Below are 16,513 nucleotides of genomic sequence, written 5' to 3' on the forward strand. Positions count from 1 at the left end.
CGAACTTCTCACACCCGGCCGATGGTTCAGGCGTTGGCTGCTTCCTTGACCCGGGTCTTGAGGCGGTCGCGCACCTCTTCCGGCGTGTAGGCGCGGCGCTTCCGCTCGCCCCGCGCGATCACCACGCCCGTCGCTGCCACGCCGACGAGCCCCGCAAGTCCTACCACCTTCCATACCTTCATGCGGACTAACCTAGCTGCGTGGAGAGCCGGATTTCACTGGATGACGCTACGGAACTGACACGAACAGGTGACATTTGGCTGTTCCGCGGTGCGAGCACGGCTGATCGCGCCATCCAGCTGACCACCAACAGCCCGGTGAACCACGTCGGCATGGCGATCGTGATCGAGGACCTGCCGCCGCTGATGTGGCACGCCGAACTGGGCCGTTCGCTGCCGGACATGTGGAGCGGGACCCACCATCGCGGAGTGCAGTTGCACGACCTGCGGGACGCCGTACTCGTATGGGTGCGCAAGTACGGTCAGCAGGCGTGGATGCGGCAGCTCGACCATCCCGTCACGCGGTCGATGGAGGACGCCGTACTGCGGACTGTCGCGCGATTGGACGGTACGCCGTTCCCGTCGACGGCGCGGCTGGCATCCCGATGGGTCCGTGGGCGGGTGCCCGCGTTCCGCCGCGGGTCGCGGGAGTTGGAGCTCGAGTCGGCGTACTGCGCTGAGGTAGTCGCAGTGACGTACGAGGAGATGGGATTGCTGCGCGGGCTGCCGGCGAACTGGTACGACCCGGGACGGTTCTGGAGTGGCGACGAGCTCGAGCTGGCGCAGGGTGCGCGGCTCGGGGACGAGATCGCGGTCGACATCCCGGCGGAGTGATGCGGCCGAAACTGTCCGTGGCGTGTGATTGGGTTGTTCTGGGTCGGTAACCGAGCCGGAGGAGGGCCCCACGGATGTACGCCGTCATCGACACCGAGACGACCGGCTTGCTGCCGAGTCATCGGCATCGGGTGATCGAGATCGCCGTGGTGCTGCTGGATGCGCGCGGCCGGGTCGAGCACGAGTGGGTGACGTTGCTGAATCCGCAGCGCGATCTCGGACCGCAACACATTCACGGGATCCTGACCGCCGACGTGCTGGCCGCGCCGGAGTTCGGGGACATCGCGCGTCAGCTCGGCCAGTTGCTTGCGGGTCGGATGGTTGTCGGGCACAACGTTGAGTTCGATCTGGGCTTCCTGCGGGCCGAGTTTGCGCGGCTGGGATTCGCGGTGCCGCTGATCACCGAGCGGTCGATGTGCACGATGGCGCTGGCCGGGTATCTGTATCCGGGCGCGAAGCGGACGCTCGGCGCGTGTTGTGCGGCGGCCGGGATCTCGATCGAGGGATGGCACTCGGCGCTGGCGGACACGCGGGCGACGGCGGAGCTGTTCGGCCAATACCTGCAGTCGTTTCCGGCGCCGCCGCCGTGGCAATGGGCGTACGAGGAGATCCGTGGACTGCGGTGGCCGGCGTTGCCTGGCTCCGACGTCCCGCCGACCGTGCGGCCAGTGCACGCCGGTGGACGGCACGGGTGGATGAGTCGACTCGTCGATCAGTTGCCCCGCGTCCCCGAGCCGCCGCAGGCCGACTCGTATCTGGCGCTGCTCGACATGATCCTCGCCAACCGCGAGATCACCGCGGCCGACGCCGACCAACTCGTCCAGGCCGCGACGGACCTCGGTCTGACCCGATCCCAGGTCGACGAACTCCATCGGTACTACGTCTCCGCGCTCGCGGGGGCATCGTGGGACGGCGGTCAGATCACGCCGGAGCAGCGCAGCGACCTGGACCGGGTGGCCGTGATGCTCGGGCATCGGGCATCCGACGTGGACGACGCGCTCCTACGAGCCAGCGCCGGGCGGTACGTCGTACCTCCTCGTCCTGGGGCGAACGGGTTTCCCCTGGGGAGCACGCTGGTGTTCACCGGCGACATGGTCGAGCCGCGGGAGGTCTGGTGGGACCGCGCGGTCGCGGCCGGCTTCTTGCCGCAGGAGTTCGTCCGGCCCGATACGACGTTCGTCGTGGCAGCGGACGTGGACAGCCTGTCGGTGAAGGCCCGGGCTGCTCGCGACCTCAACATCCCGATCATCTCCACCGAGGACTTCCGCCGGCTCATCCCGCCCGAGCCCCAGCGCCGGGCCGGCTGACCGGCAGCGACCGGCGGATGCGGGTTAGGGTTCCGGCGTGGAATCGAGCGAGCTGGGCCGGCGGATCTACGCGACTGCTCATCTGACCGGGGAGTTCGTGCTGCGGTCGGGGCAGGTCACGGGGGAGTACTTCGACAAGTACAGGTTCGAGGCTGATCCGGTGCTGCTGGATGCGGTGGCCGAGGCGATGGTGCCGCTCGTGCCGGCGGGGACCGAGGTGCTGGCCGGGCTCGAGATGGGTGGCATTCCGGTGGTCACGGCGCTCGGCCGGCACACCGGGCTGCCGTGTGCGTTCGTGCGGAAGGAGGCCAAGGCGTACGGGACCCGACGGCTGGCCGAGGGCGCCGAGACCGCCGGCAAGCGGGTGACGATCGTCGAGGACGTTGTCACGACCGGTGGTCAGATCGTGCTGTCCACGCATGACCTCCGCGCGCTGGGCGCCGAGATCACCGATGCCCTCTGCGTCATCAACCGCAACCCGACGACCCCGGCCCCACTCACCGAGGCCGGGCTGACGCTGCACGCTCTGCTGACCTCGGACGACCTGACTCCAGGCACCAACTGATTCGACAGTGCCAGGAGCGGCCGCGAGGTCAGTCCTCGGCTTCGGCGGTTTCGCGCTCGACTTCGAAGCGGAGTTGCTTGCCGGAGCGGATGCGTTCGATCGCGGCCAGGCAGGCGTCCTCACTCATGTGAACGCCGATCTCGCCGAGCTTGTGGCGCAGCACCAGCGCGGCGTCCTCGGCGGAGCGCGAACTCGACTCGTTGATCGCCTCGATCGTTGTCTGGGTGAGCTTCTCGCGGATGTCCGGGTGAACCTCGTGGATCTCGTGCGTGATTCTGAACTCAGTCATCGCGACTCGCTCTCCCTTTCGCCCGCGGGCCGGTCTACCCGACACAAGCGTAGTGGGCCGGACCCGCTGGGGAAGCTCAGACGAGCACTCGATTTACGAAAGTTTCAAGCCGCGTGGCAAGCCGCTCCGCCCGGACCTCCGGTGACGCGGTTTCGCCCTGCGGTACGTCGACTTCGCGCAGACCGCGGACGTACAGCGAGCAGGCCAGATCCGCGCAGATGTACGTCCCGACCGTGTTGCCCTCCCGGCCCGCCGTACCCGCCCGCCGCGCGGCGAACAGCGCCACGTCGGTCACGTGGTGCGCGGTGTTGCACAGGTCGCACAGGCCGGTGCCGCGCCGCGGCTTGCCAGTCGCTTGGGTGTTCACCGCGATCCCGGTCACGCCGCCGTCGCGCCGTACCACCAGATAGCCGCGGTTCGGCGCCTTCGGGTCGCGCCAGCCCAGGAAGTCCAGCGACTCCCAGGGGAGCGCGGTGAAGCCGGGCGGCGGCCTCATCGCCTTGACCAGGCTCTTGGTCGAGTTGACGAACGAGCGTCTGATCTCCTCGACGCTGAGCGGTTCCATCACAGTTCTCCGATCCTTCGACCTGCCATGAGACCCGCCCGGCCCCTGATCCCGCAACCGAATATCTACCCATACGGTTGCTGGCGGCAACGGTCAGCTGTCGACGTACGCCGCGGTCCGGCCGTCGTCGTGGTTGCGCAGATCGACGCCGAAATCGACCGACGCCTTGAGCCGGAGCAGCAGCGAGACGTGGTCACTGCCATCCTGGGCGTCGCCGCAGCTGAGCGTCAGGTCGGTGCCGCCGGACTCGTCCGGAACCAGCGTGAATGTCCAGGTGCTGCCGAAGTACCGCAGTCGGTAGAACCGGTCCTGGACCGCCTCCTCGACCCGCCCGTCGTCGGTGCGCCCGTCGGGCAGGACGAACCGGATCACCCCGTCCGCCTCGCCGGCCTCCACCGCCCAGAACCGCGACCGGCCCGCCGGCGTACTGAGCGCGCGGAAGACGTCGCTCGGACCCGACCTGAAGTGCACCTTCCAGTGGGCCAAGACCCATCCCTCCTCGACTGACGACCAATTCTCTGCCGGGCCCGGACACGCCTCGAACTGAGGGTAGACATCTGGGCGCATTAGGTGAAAAGTGGACTGTGCAAACTTCAATTAGTTCTCTGGAGGAGCCTCGATGGCCAACCAGTACGCCGCACTGACCGGCGACTACACGTTCGACACGGCGCACTCGCGGATCGGGTTCGTCGCCCGGCACGCGATGGTGACGAAAGTACGGGGGTCGTTCAACGAATTCGAGGGCTCGGCGCACCTCGACGGAGACAACCCGGCGAACTCGTCCGGGCGGGTGACGATCCAGGCCAAGAGCATCGACACGCGCAACAGCCAGCGCGACGAACACCTGCGCAGCAACGACTTCCTCAACATGGACGAGCACCCGGAGATCACGTTCGTGTCGACCTCGATCAAGCAGACCGGGGACGAGACGTTCACGGTCGCCGGCGACCTGTCGATCCGTGGGGTGAGCAAGCCGGTCGAGATCGCGTTCGAGTTCACCGGCTCGGCGACCGACCCGATGGGCAACGAGCGGGTCGGCCTGGAGGGCTCGGTCGTGATCAACCGCAAGGACTTCGGCGTCAGCTGGAACGCGGCGCTCGAGGGTGGCGGCGTGCTGGTCAGCGAGAAGGTCACGCTGGAGATCGAGGTCTCGGCGATCAAGAACACCTGACCGCGCACAGCACGAGAACAGCAGAGGTCCCGCGACACCCCTCCGCGGGATCTCCGCTGTGTTGAGGTGCGGTCACGATCGGGGCGGGCGCGGTTGGGTCCGGCCGGCCGGTGGGGAGACTGGAGGTGAGTGCCGGCGAGGGCGTGTCTCCCAATCCCACGCCTACTGCGCGGCACTCGGCGGCCACCTCGCTGAGCTGGAGCGAAGGGCACGATGGAACCACATCGAACCCTCCGCTCCAGCTCACCGAGGCACTCCGCCGAGCACCTGCTCGCTACGGCGTGGGACTGGGAGACACGCCCTGGGTCGAGGGGTCCGCCGATGATCGACACGCGATGGAAGCGGTGGTTGCTGCCGCTGTTCGGGCGGCGGCGGGCCGGTCGCCGTACGCCGGAGTCGTTCCGGCCGCGCGGGACGAGCTCACGGGTGAGCCGGCTGGCAGCGCGCTACGACGCGGAGGTCGACGAGGCGCTGCAACGGTTGTGGCCGAAGGCGCGGATCTATCACGATCGCGAGTTCACCCGGGACCGGGCCGACTTCCTGCTGGTGGTGCGCGGCCGCGGCGTGATGGTGGAGACCAAGGTGAAGAGCGACCCCGGCTTGTTCCGCGGGTCGACGTTGCCGCCGTTGCTGGACCGATTGCAGCGCGATGGTCGGCGGCTGGTCGTCGTACTGAATCAGGGAGATCCGACGCCGGCGCGCGAGTTGATCGCCGCGAAGCTCGGGGACAAGGGCTGCGTGGTCGTGTGGTCCGGTCCTGAACATGACGCCGACCTCAAGGGTGCCGTGGAGGGTCTGCTGCAACAGATGGTCCGCCACCCGTAGCTGACAACGCAGCAGCGCGGAGAGGGTGCCTCTCCGCGCTGCTGCGCTCCGGTCGCGAGGTGTGCCGGGTGGCAGCGAACGGAGACGGTGCCCGGGAGGCCCGGGGTATGAGTCAGCAGGCGTTGGGAGTGGTGGTGCCGCCGTCCACGACCCAGCGGCCTTCGAGTTGCTGGACGCGCATCTGGTCGAGCCAGCGCGTGGGCGTCTTGGCAGGAATGACCGAGCGGCCCTTGGCGTCGACGGTGCGCGCCGCGGTGGTGTCGTAGCAGGCGGAGATGATGACGCCGTTCGCTGCGAGCGTGCGCTTCGCCCACAGCACCTTGGTGGTGCCGGTGTTGTGCAGCTTCTTCGTCCGGAAGTACCTGGCCTGCGCGCTGATCGCCTGGAAGACCTTCGGTGTCATCACCGGCTGGAGCTGGGTGATCGTGCGGCCGCCGCTGCGCATCATCTGGTCCAGCGCCGAGCGGTAGTCGTAGTAGGCGTTCACCACCGGGTCGCCGGCTCCCGCGACCTGTCCGGCCAGGCCCTCCTCGGTCAGCCCGTGCTTGGACGCCTTCTTGGCGCCGGATGCCGAGGCGGCGACGTCGGCGCTGCTGTCGGTGCCACAGCCGGCGAGCAGCAGAACCGGGATCAGCGTGGCGGTCACCGCCAGGTTCCGAATGCGCATGGTGTCCGAACCTCCAGTCGGGCGCGGCGTGGCCGCTCGCACCATCGGACGCTCAGGATGTGTACTGAAGTCGTTGACGCCGTTCGGCACTGACCGTGTAACGCCGCCGCACGGACCGTGGTCACTGTGACCTGGATCACACGGTGCCCCTACCGCGGTACTGGATGCGAGTTGGCTCCCTGGCCGGATGTGCCGGCGACCGCTGATTCCTAGCCTCGATCTCAGGACCTGAGACCGAGGGAGCGACGATGACGGACACACAGACCACCGGCGGGCTGCCCGCAAACAGACCGCTATCCGGGCACCGATCTCGCCGGCTGCTGCGCTCGATCGGGTACGACGCTCTGCTCGTGCCGACCGGCGTGCTGACCATGGCCGACGCGGTGATGGGGGAGAAGGACAAGGCGTACGGCCGATGGTCGAAGCTGGCCAGGCTCCAGCAGCAAGAACGGCGGCCGGGGACTGTCTCGATCTTTGGGCACGGGTTCATGAGTTCGGTCCTGGGTCTGCTCGGCTGGTTCCTCGGCCTGCTCTGGGTGATGTCGGTCGTCAGAGGCCCGTTCTACGGGTTCGTGGAGGACGGGCCGTTCGGACCAGGCACCTGGGGTGGCCCGACGAAGGCCGGGGCCTGGGCTGTGCATGCGGCGGTCGCCGTGCCGATCATCCTCGCGCTGCCGTTCGTGCTCCACGGGATCGCGATGCTGCACCTGACGTTGATCCGGCGGCTCTACGGCCTGCGCACCGGCCGGTGGGTGCTTCCGGCAACTATCACCGTGTGCGCCGGCGGGCTGCTGTTCTTCTGGGCCTGGATCGAGCAACTGTGAAAGAGTCCGATCGTGACCGGTGAGCAGCAGGTCCTCGGCCCCTGGCCGCGTGGACGCTGGGCCTGGGTAGCGGGTTTCGGTGTCGCCGCACTGGTGGTGCTCACGGTGATGGACCTCGGCCAGCACTACGACGTACCTCTCGGAGCTGTGCTGGCGCTCAGTCTGGCGCGTGGGCTTGGACTTGCGCTGGCGTGGCCGCAGCCGCGGGCCGGGCTGGTCGTGTCCCTGCTGGTCACGGCGATCACGGCCGCCGTGACCACACCGGTCAGCGCGGACGAGCCTTGGCCGTGGGCGGTGACCGCGGTGTTCGGTTACTCGTTCGTCCTCGCGATCACCGGTGCGCGCGCCATCGGGCGTCGAGAGCTGGTTGGCTGGTGGGCGGTCGGCCAGGTCGTTGGTGTGGTTGCCGCGCTGCTGTCGCCGGACCGCGCTCGCTGGCCCGGGCTGCTGACCGCAGCCGTGCTGACGGCGATTGCCGTCGTGGTTGCCGACCTCCTCCGCTCACGCGCGGAGACCAGCCGCCGTCTGGTCGAGCAGGAAGGCATCAGCAAGGCCGAGCGCGCAGAGCGGGCGCGGCTGCAGGAGCGAGCCCGGATCGCACGCGAACTGCACGATGTCGTCGCCCACCACCTGTCCGTCGTGGTCGTGCGCGCCGACAGCGCGCCACACCGGTTGCAGGATCTGCCGGACGACGTACAGCAGGAGTTCGCGGCCATCGCTGAGGACGCGCGCTCCTCGTTGACCGAGATGCGTCGCGTACTCCGGTTGCTCCGAGACCAGCCGCTGGAGCAACCACCCATCGGCGAACTCGGACCGCAGCCCGGACTGGAACAGCTGGACGAGCTCGTCGCCAGCACCCGGCGAGCAGGTGCTGACGTCCAACTCGAGTCCGCGATCCCTGACGGACTCGATCCGGCCGTCGAGCTGACGGCGTACCGGGTGATCCAGGAGGCGCTGAGCAACGCCGTACGCCATGCGCCGGAGGCCGCGATCAGGGTGAAAGTACGGCGGTCAGGCGGCGACCTGGCCATCAGAGTCTGGAACAGTCCCGGAACGGCTGAGGCGACGCCCGGGAGCGGGCACGGACTGGTCGGGATGCGGGAGCGGGTCGCGCTGGTCGACGGTGTCGTGAGCACCGGTGCGACCCCCGAAGGCGGTTATCTGGTCGAGGTGGCCTTACCGGTCGGGGAGGTGGTGGCGAGTGGCGATCAAGGTGCTGGTGGTCGATGACCAGGAGGTCGTGCGCGCCGGGTTCAGCGCGTTGCTGGCCGCCCAGCCGGATCTCGAGGTCGTCGGGCAGGCCGGTGACGGCGCCGAGGCGATCGAGCTGACCAAGTCCCTCGAGCCGGACGTGATCCTGATGGACGTCAGGATGCCCGTGCTCGACGGACTGGCCGCCACCCGCCGGATCCTCGCGGATGCGACACCGGGCCAGCCGCCGCGCATCATCATGCTGACGACCTTCGACCTCGATGACTACGTGTACGCCGCGCTCCGAGCCGGTGCGAGCGGCTTTCTCCTCAAGCACTCATCGCCCGATGAGCTGGCCGCGGCAGTCCGCGTGGTCGCGGCCGGCGACGCGCTGCTGGCTCCGTCCGTCACTCGCCGCCTGGTGGAGGATTTCGCCAAGGTCCAGCCGGTCGTCCCGATCACCCCGGTCCACCTCACGCCGCGGGAGACCGACGTACTGCGGCTTGTCGCGCGCGGACTGACCAACCGGCAGATTGCGGACAAGCTGGTGCTGGCCGAACAGACGGTGAAGTCGCATGTGAGCAACATCCTGACCAAGCTGGACCTGCGGGATCGTGCACAGGTAGTGGTGTACGCCTACGAAGCCGGTGTCGTGGTGCCGGGCCCACGACGGTGAAAGGAACGTGTGGATGGACGTCCTGGAGCGGGTACGGGCGCTCTGCCTCGCACTACCGGAGGTGACCGAGCGGCCGAGTCACGGCGAACCGACCTGGTTCGTCCGGGACAAGAAGGTGTTCGTCATGTACGCCAACCAGCACCACGACGATCGGGTTGGCTTCTGGTGCGCGGCGCCGCCCGGCGTCCAGCAGTCGCTGGTCGAGGAGGATCCGGAGCACTTCTACCGGCCGCCGTACGTCGGTCACCGCGGCTGGCTCGGCGTGTACCTGGACGTCGAAACGATCGACTGGGGGCACCTCGAGGACATCGTCGAGAACGCCTATCGCCAGATCGCGCCGAAGATCCTGATCGCCCGGCTGGACGAGACCTAGTCCGTCAGCGCCACGTCGGTTTGCTGCAGGTGCGGGATCTCCGGGCTCCACAGGTCGGCGTGCTCAGGCGACGACCATGCCCACAACCGGACCTGGGCGTCGCTCCGACGGCCGAAGACCGCCCGGAACAGCTCGTACGACGAAGTCCGCGCCTCAGCGGCGGGATCGCCCGACCCGAGCTGATAGGTCCCATCCGGTGTGACGATCGAGAGCGACCCCTGCACGCCCTCCGACGGTGGATCCGACAGCAGCCACTCCAGCGTGCCGATCCACAGCTCCGACGGTGGTCGCTGCCCGGTCCCGAGCGCTCCGTGCAGGTCGGCCTCGTGCGTCCCGGAGTCGACCCACGGGTTGCACACGAGCGGATTCGAGGTCGTCTCGTCGAGGATCACCCGCTCAAGCGCCGGCCCGCTCTCGGCCCACTCGTCGAGGATGGCGTCGATCGGCATCGAACGTCGTGCGTCCACTTGCACCGCGGTCCAGGGCGGCCGAGGCGCACCCTCGACGTTGCCCGCGGCGAAATCGGCGGCCACGCCGGCGAGGTGGGACACCAGGTTGTGCACGGTCCACTCCGGGCAGGCCGGCACCATGCGGTCCAGGTCGGTCGCGTCGAGATCACGGACGGCAGCGGTCACCCGTTCCCGGGTCGCGCGGTACAGCTCTGCGCTGGTCGTCGAGTCCATCACTACCTCCTTTGCTCATGATGACGAACGAACGCGCTCCGGATCGACAACTTCGCCGGATAGGGTGACGCGATGGTGAAGGGTGGGGTCGGGCCGCGACTGGCCATTGCGTTGGCGTTCGGGAGTTCGGGCGCCGTCATGGTGCTGGAGCTCGTCTCCTTGCGGCTCGTGGCGCCGTACATCGGGCTGACGCTGGAGACGAACACGGCGGTCATCGGCGTCGCGCTCGCAGCGATCGCGACCGGTGCCGCGCTGGGTGGTCGCTTCGCGGACGCGGTCCCGCCGGTCCGGACGCTCGGTCCGCTGATGATCTTCGCCGGTGCGCTGGTGATGCTGGTCCTTCCGGTCGTGCGCTGGACCGGTGAGGCGTTGCGCGGCGGTGGAACCGACCTGGTGTTCCTCGTGCTGGCGATCGCACTGTTCGTGCCGGCGTCGCTGCTGGCGGCGGTGACGCCGATGGTGACCAAGTTGCGGCTGGAGTCGCTGGCCGAGACCGGCACGGTGGTCGGCCGTCTGTCGGCGTACGCGACTGTCGGCGGGATCGCGGGCACGGTGCTGACCGGGTTCGTGTTCGTGGCGAAGACTCCGATCAGCACGATCGTGCTCACCCTTGGCGGTCTGCTGGTCGTCGCCGGAGGCGCGCTGACCGTCGTACTGCGAGGTCGTCAGGCGGCTGTGAAGCCGGTGGCGCTGGCGCTGATCGGTGCCACGCTGACGATCGTCGCGCCGCGGCCGTGTGAGGTGGAGACGGCGTACCACTGTGCTCGCGTGGTGGCGGATCCGAATCGAGAGGGCGGGCGGACGCTGTACCTGGACCAGCTGCGGCACTCGTACGTCGACCTGGACGACCCGACGCATCTGGAGTTCGAGTACATCAAGAACTTCGCGGCCGCGATCGACGGCAGCTGGCCGGCCACCAAGTCGCTCGACGTCCTGCACGTCGGCGGCGGCGGTCTCACCATGCCGCGGTACCTGACCGCGACCCGGCCGGGCACCCACAACAAGGTCTACGAGATCGACTCCGCGGTCGTCGAGCTCGACAAGAAAGAAATGGGTGTGCGGACCGGACCGGATCTCGAGGTCGTCGTCCGCGACGGCCGGCTCGGCGTGCGCGACGAGGCGACGGACAGCCGCGACCTGGTGATCATGGACGCGTTCAGTGGTCTGTCGGTGCCATGGCACCTGACGACGCGAGAGCTGATCGCCGACGTACGCCGGGTGCTGCGTCCGGACGGGGTGTATCTGATCAATGTGATCGACTTCGGCGAGGCCGCATTCCTGAAGGCGGAGATCGCGACGGTCGCTGCCGAGTTACCGCAGGTCGCGGTGGTCGCGCGCAAGGACGAGCTCGCCGGGCAGAGCGGCGGCAACTTCGTGCTGGTCGCTTCGGACCGGCCGATCGAGCTGGCGGCGATCGCGGCCAAGGTCGAGCCGGCGATGCAGGTGCAGCAGGACCTGACCGGATTCGTCGGCAACGCGCCGGTGCTCACCGACGACTACGCGCCGGTCGATCAGCTGCTCACGCCGTACGTCAGCTGAGACACGGGCTGCCGGAGTTGTGCTCCGGGGCGCGGGCTTGTTGCATGAGGTCATGCACCCACGCGCAGGCCAGCCAGCTCAGCCCGAGGACCTCGTCGATGTCGAGGCGATGCTGACGGCGTACGACGAGATCACGCCGGATGTGGACAACCCCGCCCAGAAGGTCGTCTTCGGGACCTCGGGCCACCGTGGCTCGAGCTTGGACGGTGCCTTCAACGAGGCGCACATCCTGGCCATCACGCAGGCGATCTGCGAGTACCGGGCCGGTGAGGGGACAGCAGGGCCGCTCCTGGTCGGCCGGGACAGCCACGGCCTGTCGGAGCCGGCGTGGCGGACCGTGCTCGAGGTGCTCGCGGGCAACGACGTACAGACGCTCGTCGACAGTTCGGACCGACTCACGCCGACGCCCGCGGTGTCGCACGCGATCCTGCGGCTCAACCGCGGTGCCGGGGCCGGTGCGGACGGCATCGTCATCACGCCGTCGCACAACCCGCCGCGGGACGGCGGGATCAAGTACAACCCACCGCACGGCGGCCCGGCGGACTCGGACGCGACCGGTTGGATCGCGGCCCGGGCGAATGAGTTGATCGCCGGCGGCAACCGCGAGGTACGACGTACGCCCTTCGACCAGGCCAGGTCGCAGGCGGGGGAGTACGACTATGTCGGCCACTACGTCGACGACCTGCCCTCGGTGCTGAACCTGGACGCGATCCGCACGGCCGGGGTGAAGATCGGCGCCGACCCGCTCGGTGGCGCGAGTGTGGACTATTGGGCAGCGATCGCTGAACGGCACGGCCTCGACCTGACCGTGGTGAACCCGCGGGTCGACCCGGCCTGGTCGTTCATGACGCTGGACCACGACGGCAAGATCCGGATGGACTGCTCCTCGCCGTACGCGATGGCCTCGCTGGTTGCCCAGCGGGACCGGTACGACGTGGCGACCGGGAACGACGCGGACGCGGACCGGCACGGCATCGTCACCCCGGACGCCGGACTGATGAACCCGAACCACTACCTCGCCGTCGCGATCTCGTACCTGTTCGCCAACCGCCAGTGGGGTACGGACGTCGCGGTCGGCAAGACCCTCGTGTCGTCGTCGCTGATCGACCGTGTGGTCGCCGACCTGGGCCGCCGGCTGTGGGAGGTCCCGGTCGGCTTCAAGTGGTTCGTGCCGGGACTGATCGACGGCTCGGTCGGTTTCGGTGGCGAGGAATCGGCGGGCGCGAGCTTCCTGCGCTTCGACGGCACGGTGTGGACCACCGACAAGGACGGCATCCTGCTCGCATTGCTGGCCAGCGAGATCACCGCGGTCACCGGAGAGACGCCGTCGCAGGCCCACGCGAAGCTGGTCGAGCGGTTCGGCGCCTCGGCGTACTCGCGGGTGGACGCTCCGGCTACGCGCGAGCAGAAGGCCAAGCTGTCGGCCCTGTCCGCGGACGCGGTCACCGCGACGGAGCTGGCCGGTGAGCCGATCCTGGACCGGATGACGAGTGCTCCCGGCAACGGCGCCGCGATCGGTGGGCTGAAGGTGACCACCGAGTCCGCGTGGTTCGCGGCCCGGCCGTCCGGGACCGAGGACCTCTACAAGATCTACGGCGAGTCCTTCAAGGGCGCCGACCACCTCGAGCTGGTCTTCGAGCAGGCCCGCGAGGTGGTCTCCAAAGCCCTCGGCTAACGCACGAAGGAGTCGAGCAACCGGTCCAGATCCGCGGCGGGATCGTTGGTGAGCCCGCTGTGGATCGGACCGGGGTGTACGACGGTACTGCGGGGCGCCGCAAGCCACCGGAAGCGCTCGCCGATCCCGGTCGACGCGGCCGGACCGACGGCAGGATCGCCGGCGCAGATCGCCCGGATGTGCTCGAGCGACGCACACACCACGTCCACGTCGACGGCCGGATCGAGCGCCTTCAGCCGATCCGGATCGACATCCCACGCGGCGCCCAGGAAGTCCAACCCCCGGCAGTAAAGCACCGCACCCACATTGATGAACTCACCACGCTGGATCCGCGGCGCCGCCCGCAGAATGACGTAGTCGAAAGGCACGAGTTCGCTCATCGCGCACCACCCGGAATCCAGGCGGACCGCTCGTCCAGCCGTGCGGTCAGGTAATCGAGGTACCGCTCCCGATCGCCGTCCTCCAGCCACTCGTCCGGCACCAGCCCGATCACCTCGGTCAGCAACTCCGGCGTGATTGCACTCGCCAGTTCCGCGTCCACCCCTGGTACGTCGGGCGTCGCGACCGAGAACACGTGGTCGGAGGCGTCATACGGGAGGGTCGCGAACTTCTCGGCCGGCATCCAGGAGTGGTGGAAGTACAACGCGGCGCCGTGGTCGATCAGCCAGAGGTTCTTGTGCCAGACCAGCAGGTTCGTGTTCCGCCAGGACCGGTCCACGTTGGCGACGAACGCGTCCAGCCACAGGATCCTGGCCATCGCCTGGTCGCCGGGGTTGCCGGCCGAACCGTCGTACCCGAAGGAGCCGGGCAGGAAGTCGACGGCCAGGTTCAGCCCGGCGCTGCGGATCAGAAGTTCCTGGATCTCGAAGTCCGGCTCGGACTTGCCGATTGCCGGGTCGAGCTGGATCAGCTTGAGCTCCGGCACGCGCAGGCCGAGGCGGCGGAACAGTCGCCGACGATGATCTCCGCGACCAGTGCCTTCGGGCCCTGGCCGGCGCCGTGGAACTTGATCACGTACGTGCCGAGATCGTTGCCTTCGACAACGCCGGGCAGCGAACCGCCCTCGCGCAACGGCAACACGTAGCGTGTGGCGATGATGGTCGGCAGAGTCACGCCGCAGAGCCTAACCGGTTTGCCGTCGGGTACCGGCCGAGGGTGAGGCTACCGTTCTTCGGGGTGGAGGAAGAGTTACTGCTCGTGTCCGCCACCGGTCATCCGCTCCCTCGCAGCAAGGCCGTCGTGGCGGGCGTGCAGGATCTCGATGTCGAGCTCGAGCTGACCCGGGCCATGGTCGAGATCAACACGCCGGTCTGCGAGACGTCGACCGAGTTGCGTGCGCACTTGTCCGACATGCGTTCGAAGCTGGCCGACGCGGCCGCAGCTGAGGGCGCCCGGCTGCTGGCGATCGCCGTACCTCCGCATGGACAGGCGGCCCAGTCGATCACCCGGAAACCGCGGTATGAGGAGTTGGCCGGGCAGTGGGGTCTGCTGGCGCGCGAGCAGGGCGTGTGCGGTTGTCACGTCCATGTCGACGTATCCGGCAAGGAGACAGCGGTCCGGGTCAGCAATCACCTGCGGCCGTGGCTGCCGGTGCTTCTCGCTCTCACCACGAACTCACCGATCTATCTCGGCCAGGACACCGGCTTCGCGAGCTGGCGGTGGTTGATGACGACTCGGTGGCCGTGCGCCGGTCCGCCGCCGTACCTGGAGTCGGTCGAGCACTACGACGCCTTGGTGGCAATGCATCTGGCGGCGGGCACACTGATCGACGAGCGGATGGTCTATTGGGATATCCGGCCGTCCTCGCATCTGCCGACGGTGGAGGTTCGGGTCAGCGACGTACCGCTGACTATCGATGAGACCGTGCTGCTGGCCACCCTCATTCGTGCGCTGGTGATGACTGCCTTGGACGACGGCACGAACGGTCCGACGCTGGAGCCGGAGGTACTGCGGGCGGCGTACTGGCTGGCCGCACGCGACGGGATGACTGGCAAAGGTTTGGATGTTCGCACCGCCGAGTCGCTGCCGATGGCGGAGGTGGTTGGGCGATTGCGGCGGCACGTGGAGCCGGCCTTACAAGAGCTCGGCGCGCTCGACCTGGTGACCGACGGCATCCAGCGAATCCTGACCGACGGCAACGGCGCCGTGAAGCAACGGCAGGCCTTCCGCGCCGGCGGCGATGTCACAGACGTCACCGAGATCACTCCGGCTTCGAAGAATTGACATCACGCTTTCACAATCCCTGCAGTATGTCGTTATGCCGAGAGCAGATTCAGCCCCTGATCCGGCGGAAATTCCGTTGTTGGCGACCTGTTGCCGAAGTACGGTCCGGTGGTCATTTTCCGCTGAAGGGGACATCAATGATGAGTTTTCGAGGAGCCGTGAGGGTACTCCTTCCGGCTGTTCTGTTGTCCGCCGCCGTGCTGCCGATCGGCACCACGGCGCAGGCATCGACGTGTTCGGTCCCGAGTCTGGGGACGCTGACGCGTGCGGATCTTCCGGCCGGGACCTCCGTCGTCGACTGTCAGGCCACGGGGCGTGTCCTGCGGGTCGGCAACGCAGGCGTGGAGATCCCGGCTCCCGGGCACGGAGTGGGGGTCGCGGCCGTTTCCGCGACGGGAGCCGAGCAGGTCTTCCAGGTCTCGGTCTCCGACGACGGCCGGATTTCGTACCCACAATTCACCGAGCACAACGCCGACGGCGCCGGCATCACGGCGTCTCCGTCGGCCTGCAGTGACGGCGCCTATTCGCTGACCGGCACGGAATGGTTCGGCACGAAATACAAGTGGTACATCGGTGACGGTGGAATGCCGGGAGCGTTGTCCCAGTCGAAGGCGCAGGCGGCCTTCGCCGATGTCATCAACAACATCACCGGCAGCTACAACGACTGCGGGTACACCGACCAGGTGAGCGCCCTCAGCCAGTACATGGGAACAACGACGTACGAGTCCGACATCTCGTCCAGCACCACCTGTACGGAACGGGATGGCGAGAGCACCTGGGATGCGGGCAACCTGTCGACCGGCGTCCTGGCGGCCACCTGCTGGTGGTACCAGCCCTCCGGCCAGGCCACCAACCTCACCGTGGAAGCCGACGTGCGCTACAACACGACCGACTACAACTTCACGGACAGCCCGAGCACCTGCACGTCGCAGTACGACGTCCGCGAGGTCGGAACGCACGAGGCCGGTCACGTCTTCGGTCTGGGGCACGTCGGTTCCGGCCACACGAATCTGACCATGTACACGTCGTCAGGCACCTGTGACACCAAGGAAAGGACCCTCGGCAAGGGGGACGTGCTGGGACTGCGCGCTCTTTACTGACGGGCGA

The 16,513-nt window shown here is 68.2% G+C and carries 22 protein-coding genes; 13 read left to right on the forward strand and 9 right to left on the reverse strand.

All coding sequences use genetic code 11. From position 1 onward, the window contains the following. Positions 1–26: 26 nt before the first annotated feature. Complete coding sequence (locus tag E0H73_RS46180; RefSeq protein ID WP_165546543.1) at positions 27–182, reverse strand: hypothetical protein; 156 nt, start codon at positions 180–182, stop codon at positions 27–29. A gap of 18 nt (positions 183–200) precedes the next feature. On the opposite strand from E0H73_RS46180, the gene E0H73_RS36875 reads away from it, so the two are divergent. The 3 genes from E0H73_RS36875 to E0H73_RS36885 all read left to right on the forward strand — a co-directional run bounded on the left by E0H73_RS36875 (position 201) and on the right by E0H73_RS36885 (position 2,705). Then, positions 201–833 carry a hypothetical protein gene (locus tag E0H73_RS36875; RefSeq protein ID WP_131364392.1) on the forward strand — a complete coding sequence of 211 codons (633 nt, stop codon included), beginning with the start codon at positions 201–203 and terminating at the stop codon, positions 831–833. Between the two features lie 74 nt (positions 834–907). Next, on the forward strand, positions 908–2,140 hold the full coding sequence (locus E0H73_RS36880) for an exonuclease domain-containing protein (protein WP_131364394.1): 1,233 nt from the start codon (positions 908–910) through the stop codon (positions 2,138–2,140). A 37-nt stretch (positions 2,141–2,177) separates the two neighbouring features. Continuing rightward, positions 2,178–2,705 carry an orotate phosphoribosyltransferase gene (locus E0H73_RS36885; RefSeq protein ID WP_131364396.1) on the forward strand — a complete coding sequence of 176 codons (528 nt, stop codon included), beginning with the start codon at positions 2,178–2,180 and terminating at the stop codon, positions 2,703–2,705. Positions 2,706–2,733: 28 nt separating this feature from the next. On the opposite strand, the gene E0H73_RS36890 is transcribed toward E0H73_RS36885, so the two are convergent. The 3 genes from E0H73_RS36890 to E0H73_RS46185 form a co-directional block, all read right to left on the reverse strand. Continuing rightward, entirely contained in the window at positions 2,734–2,994 is a 261-nt protein-coding gene (locus E0H73_RS36890; protein ID WP_131364398.1) for a hypothetical protein, read from the reverse strand. A gap of 76 nt (positions 2,995–3,070) precedes the next feature. Then, positions 3,071–3,559 (reverse strand): FBP domain-containing protein, encoded by a 489-nt coding sequence (locus tag E0H73_RS36895; protein WP_131364400.1) that lies wholly within the window; start codon positions 3,557–3,559, stop codon positions 3,071–3,073. Between the two features lie 93 nt (positions 3,560–3,652). Continuing rightward, on the reverse strand, positions 3,653–4,045 hold the full coding sequence (locus E0H73_RS46185; protein ID WP_165555964.1) for an SRPBCC family protein: 393 nt from the start codon (positions 4,043–4,045) through the stop codon (positions 3,653–3,655). Between the two features lie 133 nt (positions 4,046–4,178). Here E0H73_RS46185 and E0H73_RS36905 point away from each other — a divergent pair, with 133 nt between their 5' ends. Continuing rightward, positions 4,179–4,730 carry a YceI family protein gene (locus E0H73_RS36905; RefSeq protein ID WP_131364402.1) on the forward strand — a complete coding sequence of 184 codons (552 nt, stop codon included), beginning with the start codon at positions 4,179–4,181 and terminating at the stop codon, positions 4,728–4,730. 321 nt (positions 4,731–5,051) lie between these two features. Beyond that, positions 5,052–5,555, forward strand: coding sequence for a hypothetical protein (locus E0H73_RS36910; RefSeq protein ID WP_131364404.1), 504 nt, complete (start codon positions 5,052–5,054; stop codon positions 5,553–5,555). Between the two features lie 112 nt (positions 5,556–5,667). Here the strand turns inward: E0H73_RS36910 and E0H73_RS36915 are convergent, their stop codons facing one another. Further along, complete coding sequence (locus E0H73_RS36915) at positions 5,668–6,222, reverse strand: hypothetical protein (protein ID WP_131364406.1); 555 nt, start codon at positions 6,220–6,222, stop codon at positions 5,668–5,670. 248 nt (positions 6,223–6,470) lie between these two features. Between E0H73_RS36915 and E0H73_RS36920 the strand changes: the two genes are divergently transcribed. From E0H73_RS36920 to E0H73_RS36935, 4 genes are read left to right on the forward strand one after another with little or no spacing between them, the layout of a single operon-like run. Further along, positions 6,471–7,046, forward strand: a complete 576-nt coding sequence (locus tag E0H73_RS36920; RefSeq protein WP_131364408.1) for a hypothetical protein — start codon at positions 6,471–6,473, stop codon at positions 7,044–7,046. 12 nt (positions 7,047–7,058) lie between these two features. Continuing rightward, the gene (locus tag E0H73_RS36925; protein ID WP_131364410.1) at positions 7,059–8,276 is read left to right on the forward strand and encodes a sensor histidine kinase; all 1,218 of its coding nucleotides are present in this window, start codon (positions 7,059–7,061) and stop codon (positions 8,274–8,276) included. Further along, complete coding sequence (locus tag E0H73_RS36930) at positions 8,248–8,913, forward strand: response regulator (RefSeq protein WP_131364412.1); 666 nt, start codon at positions 8,248–8,250, stop codon at positions 8,911–8,913. Before E0H73_RS36925 ends, E0H73_RS36930 begins: the two co-directional genes overlap by 29 nt. 13 nt (positions 8,914–8,926) lie before the next feature. Then, positions 8,927–9,286 (forward strand): MmcQ/YjbR family DNA-binding protein, encoded by a 360-nt coding sequence (locus E0H73_RS36935; RefSeq protein ID WP_131364414.1) that lies wholly within the window; start codon positions 8,927–8,929, stop codon positions 9,284–9,286. Here the strand turns inward: E0H73_RS36935 and E0H73_RS36940 are convergent. Beyond that, a complete protein-coding gene (locus E0H73_RS36940; RefSeq protein ID WP_131364416.1) occupies positions 9,283–9,969 on the reverse strand; it encodes a maleylpyruvate isomerase family mycothiol-dependent enzyme in 687 nt (228 codons plus the stop codon). The genes E0H73_RS36935 and E0H73_RS36940 overlap by 4 nt on opposite strands. A gap of 72 nt (positions 9,970–10,041) precedes the next feature. Between E0H73_RS36940 and E0H73_RS36945 the strand changes: the two genes are divergently transcribed. Both E0H73_RS36945 and pgm read left to right on the forward strand, forming a co-directional pair. Beyond that, positions 10,042–11,508 carry a fused MFS/spermidine synthase gene (locus tag E0H73_RS36945; RefSeq protein WP_131364418.1) on the forward strand — a complete coding sequence of 489 codons (1,467 nt, stop codon included), beginning with the start codon at positions 10,042–10,044 and terminating at the stop codon, positions 11,506–11,508. A 52-nt stretch (positions 11,509–11,560) separates the two neighbouring features. Beyond that, positions 11,561–13,183 (forward strand): phosphoglucomutase (alpha-D-glucose-1,6-bisphosphate-dependent), encoded by a 1,623-nt coding sequence (pgm, locus tag E0H73_RS36950; protein WP_131364420.1) that lies wholly within the window; start codon positions 11,561–11,563, stop codon positions 13,181–13,183. Here pgm and E0H73_RS36955 read toward each other — a convergent pair. Genes E0H73_RS36955 through E0H73_RS47585 form a run of 3 tightly spaced genes read right to left on the reverse strand, consistent with a single transcriptional unit; the run spans position 13,180 to position 14,296 of the window. Next, a complete protein-coding gene (locus E0H73_RS36955) occupies positions 13,180–13,563 on the reverse strand; it encodes a DUF3037 domain-containing protein (protein WP_131364422.1) in 384 nt (127 codons plus the stop codon). The two genes, pgm and E0H73_RS36955, sit on opposite strands and share 4 nt — an antisense overlap. After that, positions 13,560–14,108, reverse strand: a complete 549-nt coding sequence (locus E0H73_RS36960) for an aminotransferase class I and II (RefSeq protein ID WP_238164510.1) — start codon at positions 14,106–14,108, stop codon at positions 13,560–13,562. Before E0H73_RS36960 ends, E0H73_RS36955 begins: the two co-directional genes overlap by 4 nt. Beyond that, on the reverse strand, positions 14,090–14,296 hold the full coding sequence (locus E0H73_RS47585) for a hypothetical protein (RefSeq protein ID WP_238164511.1): 207 nt from the start codon (positions 14,294–14,296) through the stop codon (positions 14,090–14,092). Before E0H73_RS47585 ends, E0H73_RS36960 begins: the two co-directional genes overlap by 19 nt. A 42-nt stretch (positions 14,297–14,338) precedes the next feature. Here E0H73_RS47585 and E0H73_RS36965 point away from each other — a divergent pair, with 42 nt between their 5' ends. After that, entirely contained in the window at positions 14,339–15,406 is a 1,068-nt protein-coding gene (locus tag E0H73_RS36965; RefSeq protein WP_131364424.1) for a carboxylate-amine ligase, read from the forward strand. Between the two features lie 158 nt (positions 15,407–15,564). Continuing rightward, positions 15,565–16,506 carry a matrixin family metalloprotease gene (locus E0H73_RS36970; protein ID WP_238164513.1) on the forward strand — a complete coding sequence of 314 codons (942 nt, stop codon included), beginning with the start codon at positions 15,565–15,567 and terminating at the stop codon, positions 16,504–16,506. Positions 16,507–16,513: the final 7 nt, after the last annotated feature.

The organism is Kribbella pittospori (assembly GCF_004331465.1).
Taxonomy (GTDB): domain Bacteria; phylum Actinomycetota; class Actinomycetes; order Propionibacteriales; family Kribbellaceae; genus Kribbella; species Kribbella pittospori.

What these genes read in the sequence shown, in the direction of transcription:
- E0H73_RS46180 (WP_165546543.1), bottom strand. Translation starts at nt 182, where the DNA reads ATGAAGGTATGGAAGGTGGTAGGACTTGCGGGGCTCGTCGGCGTGGCA.
- E0H73_RS36880 (WP_131364394.1), top strand. Translation starts at nt 908, where the DNA reads ATGTACGCCGTCATCGACACCGAGACGACCGGCTTGCTGCCGAGTCAT.
- E0H73_RS36890 (WP_131364398.1), bottom strand. Translation starts at nt 2,994, where the DNA reads ATGACTGAGTTCAGAATCACGCACGAGATCCACGAGGTTCACCCGGAC.
- E0H73_RS36895 (WP_131364400.1), bottom strand. Translation starts at nt 3,559, where the DNA reads ATGGAACCGCTCAGCGTCGAGGAGATCAGACGCTCGTTCGTCAACTCG.
- E0H73_RS36905 (WP_131364402.1), top strand. Translation starts at nt 4,179, where the DNA reads ATGGCCAACCAGTACGCCGCACTGACCGGCGACTACACGTTCGACACG.
- E0H73_RS36910 (WP_131364404.1), top strand. Translation starts at nt 5,052, where the DNA reads ATGATCGACACGCGATGGAAGCGGTGGTTGCTGCCGCTGTTCGGGCGG.
- E0H73_RS36915 (WP_131364406.1), bottom strand. Translation starts at nt 6,222, where the DNA reads ATGCGCATTCGGAACCTGGCGGTGACCGCCACGCTGATCCCGGTTCTG.
- E0H73_RS36920 (WP_131364408.1), top strand. Translation starts at nt 6,471, where the DNA reads ATGACGGACACACAGACCACCGGCGGGCTGCCCGCAAACAGACCGCTA.
- E0H73_RS36935 (WP_131364414.1), top strand. Translation starts at nt 8,927, where the DNA reads ATGGACGTCCTGGAGCGGGTACGGGCGCTCTGCCTCGCACTACCGGAG.
- E0H73_RS36940 (WP_131364416.1), bottom strand. Translation starts at nt 9,969, where the DNA reads ATGGACTCGACGACCAGCGCAGAGCTGTACCGCGCGACCCGGGAACGG.
- E0H73_RS36945 (WP_131364418.1), top strand. Translation starts at nt 10,042, where the DNA reads ATGGTGAAGGGTGGGGTCGGGCCGCGACTGGCCATTGCGTTGGCGTTC.
- pgm (WP_131364420.1), top strand. Translation starts at nt 11,561, where the DNA reads ATGCACCCACGCGCAGGCCAGCCAGCTCAGCCCGAGGACCTCGTCGAT.
- E0H73_RS36955 (WP_131364422.1), bottom strand. Translation starts at nt 13,563, where the DNA reads ATGAGCGAACTCGTGCCTTTCGACTACGTCATTCTGCGGGCGGCGCCG.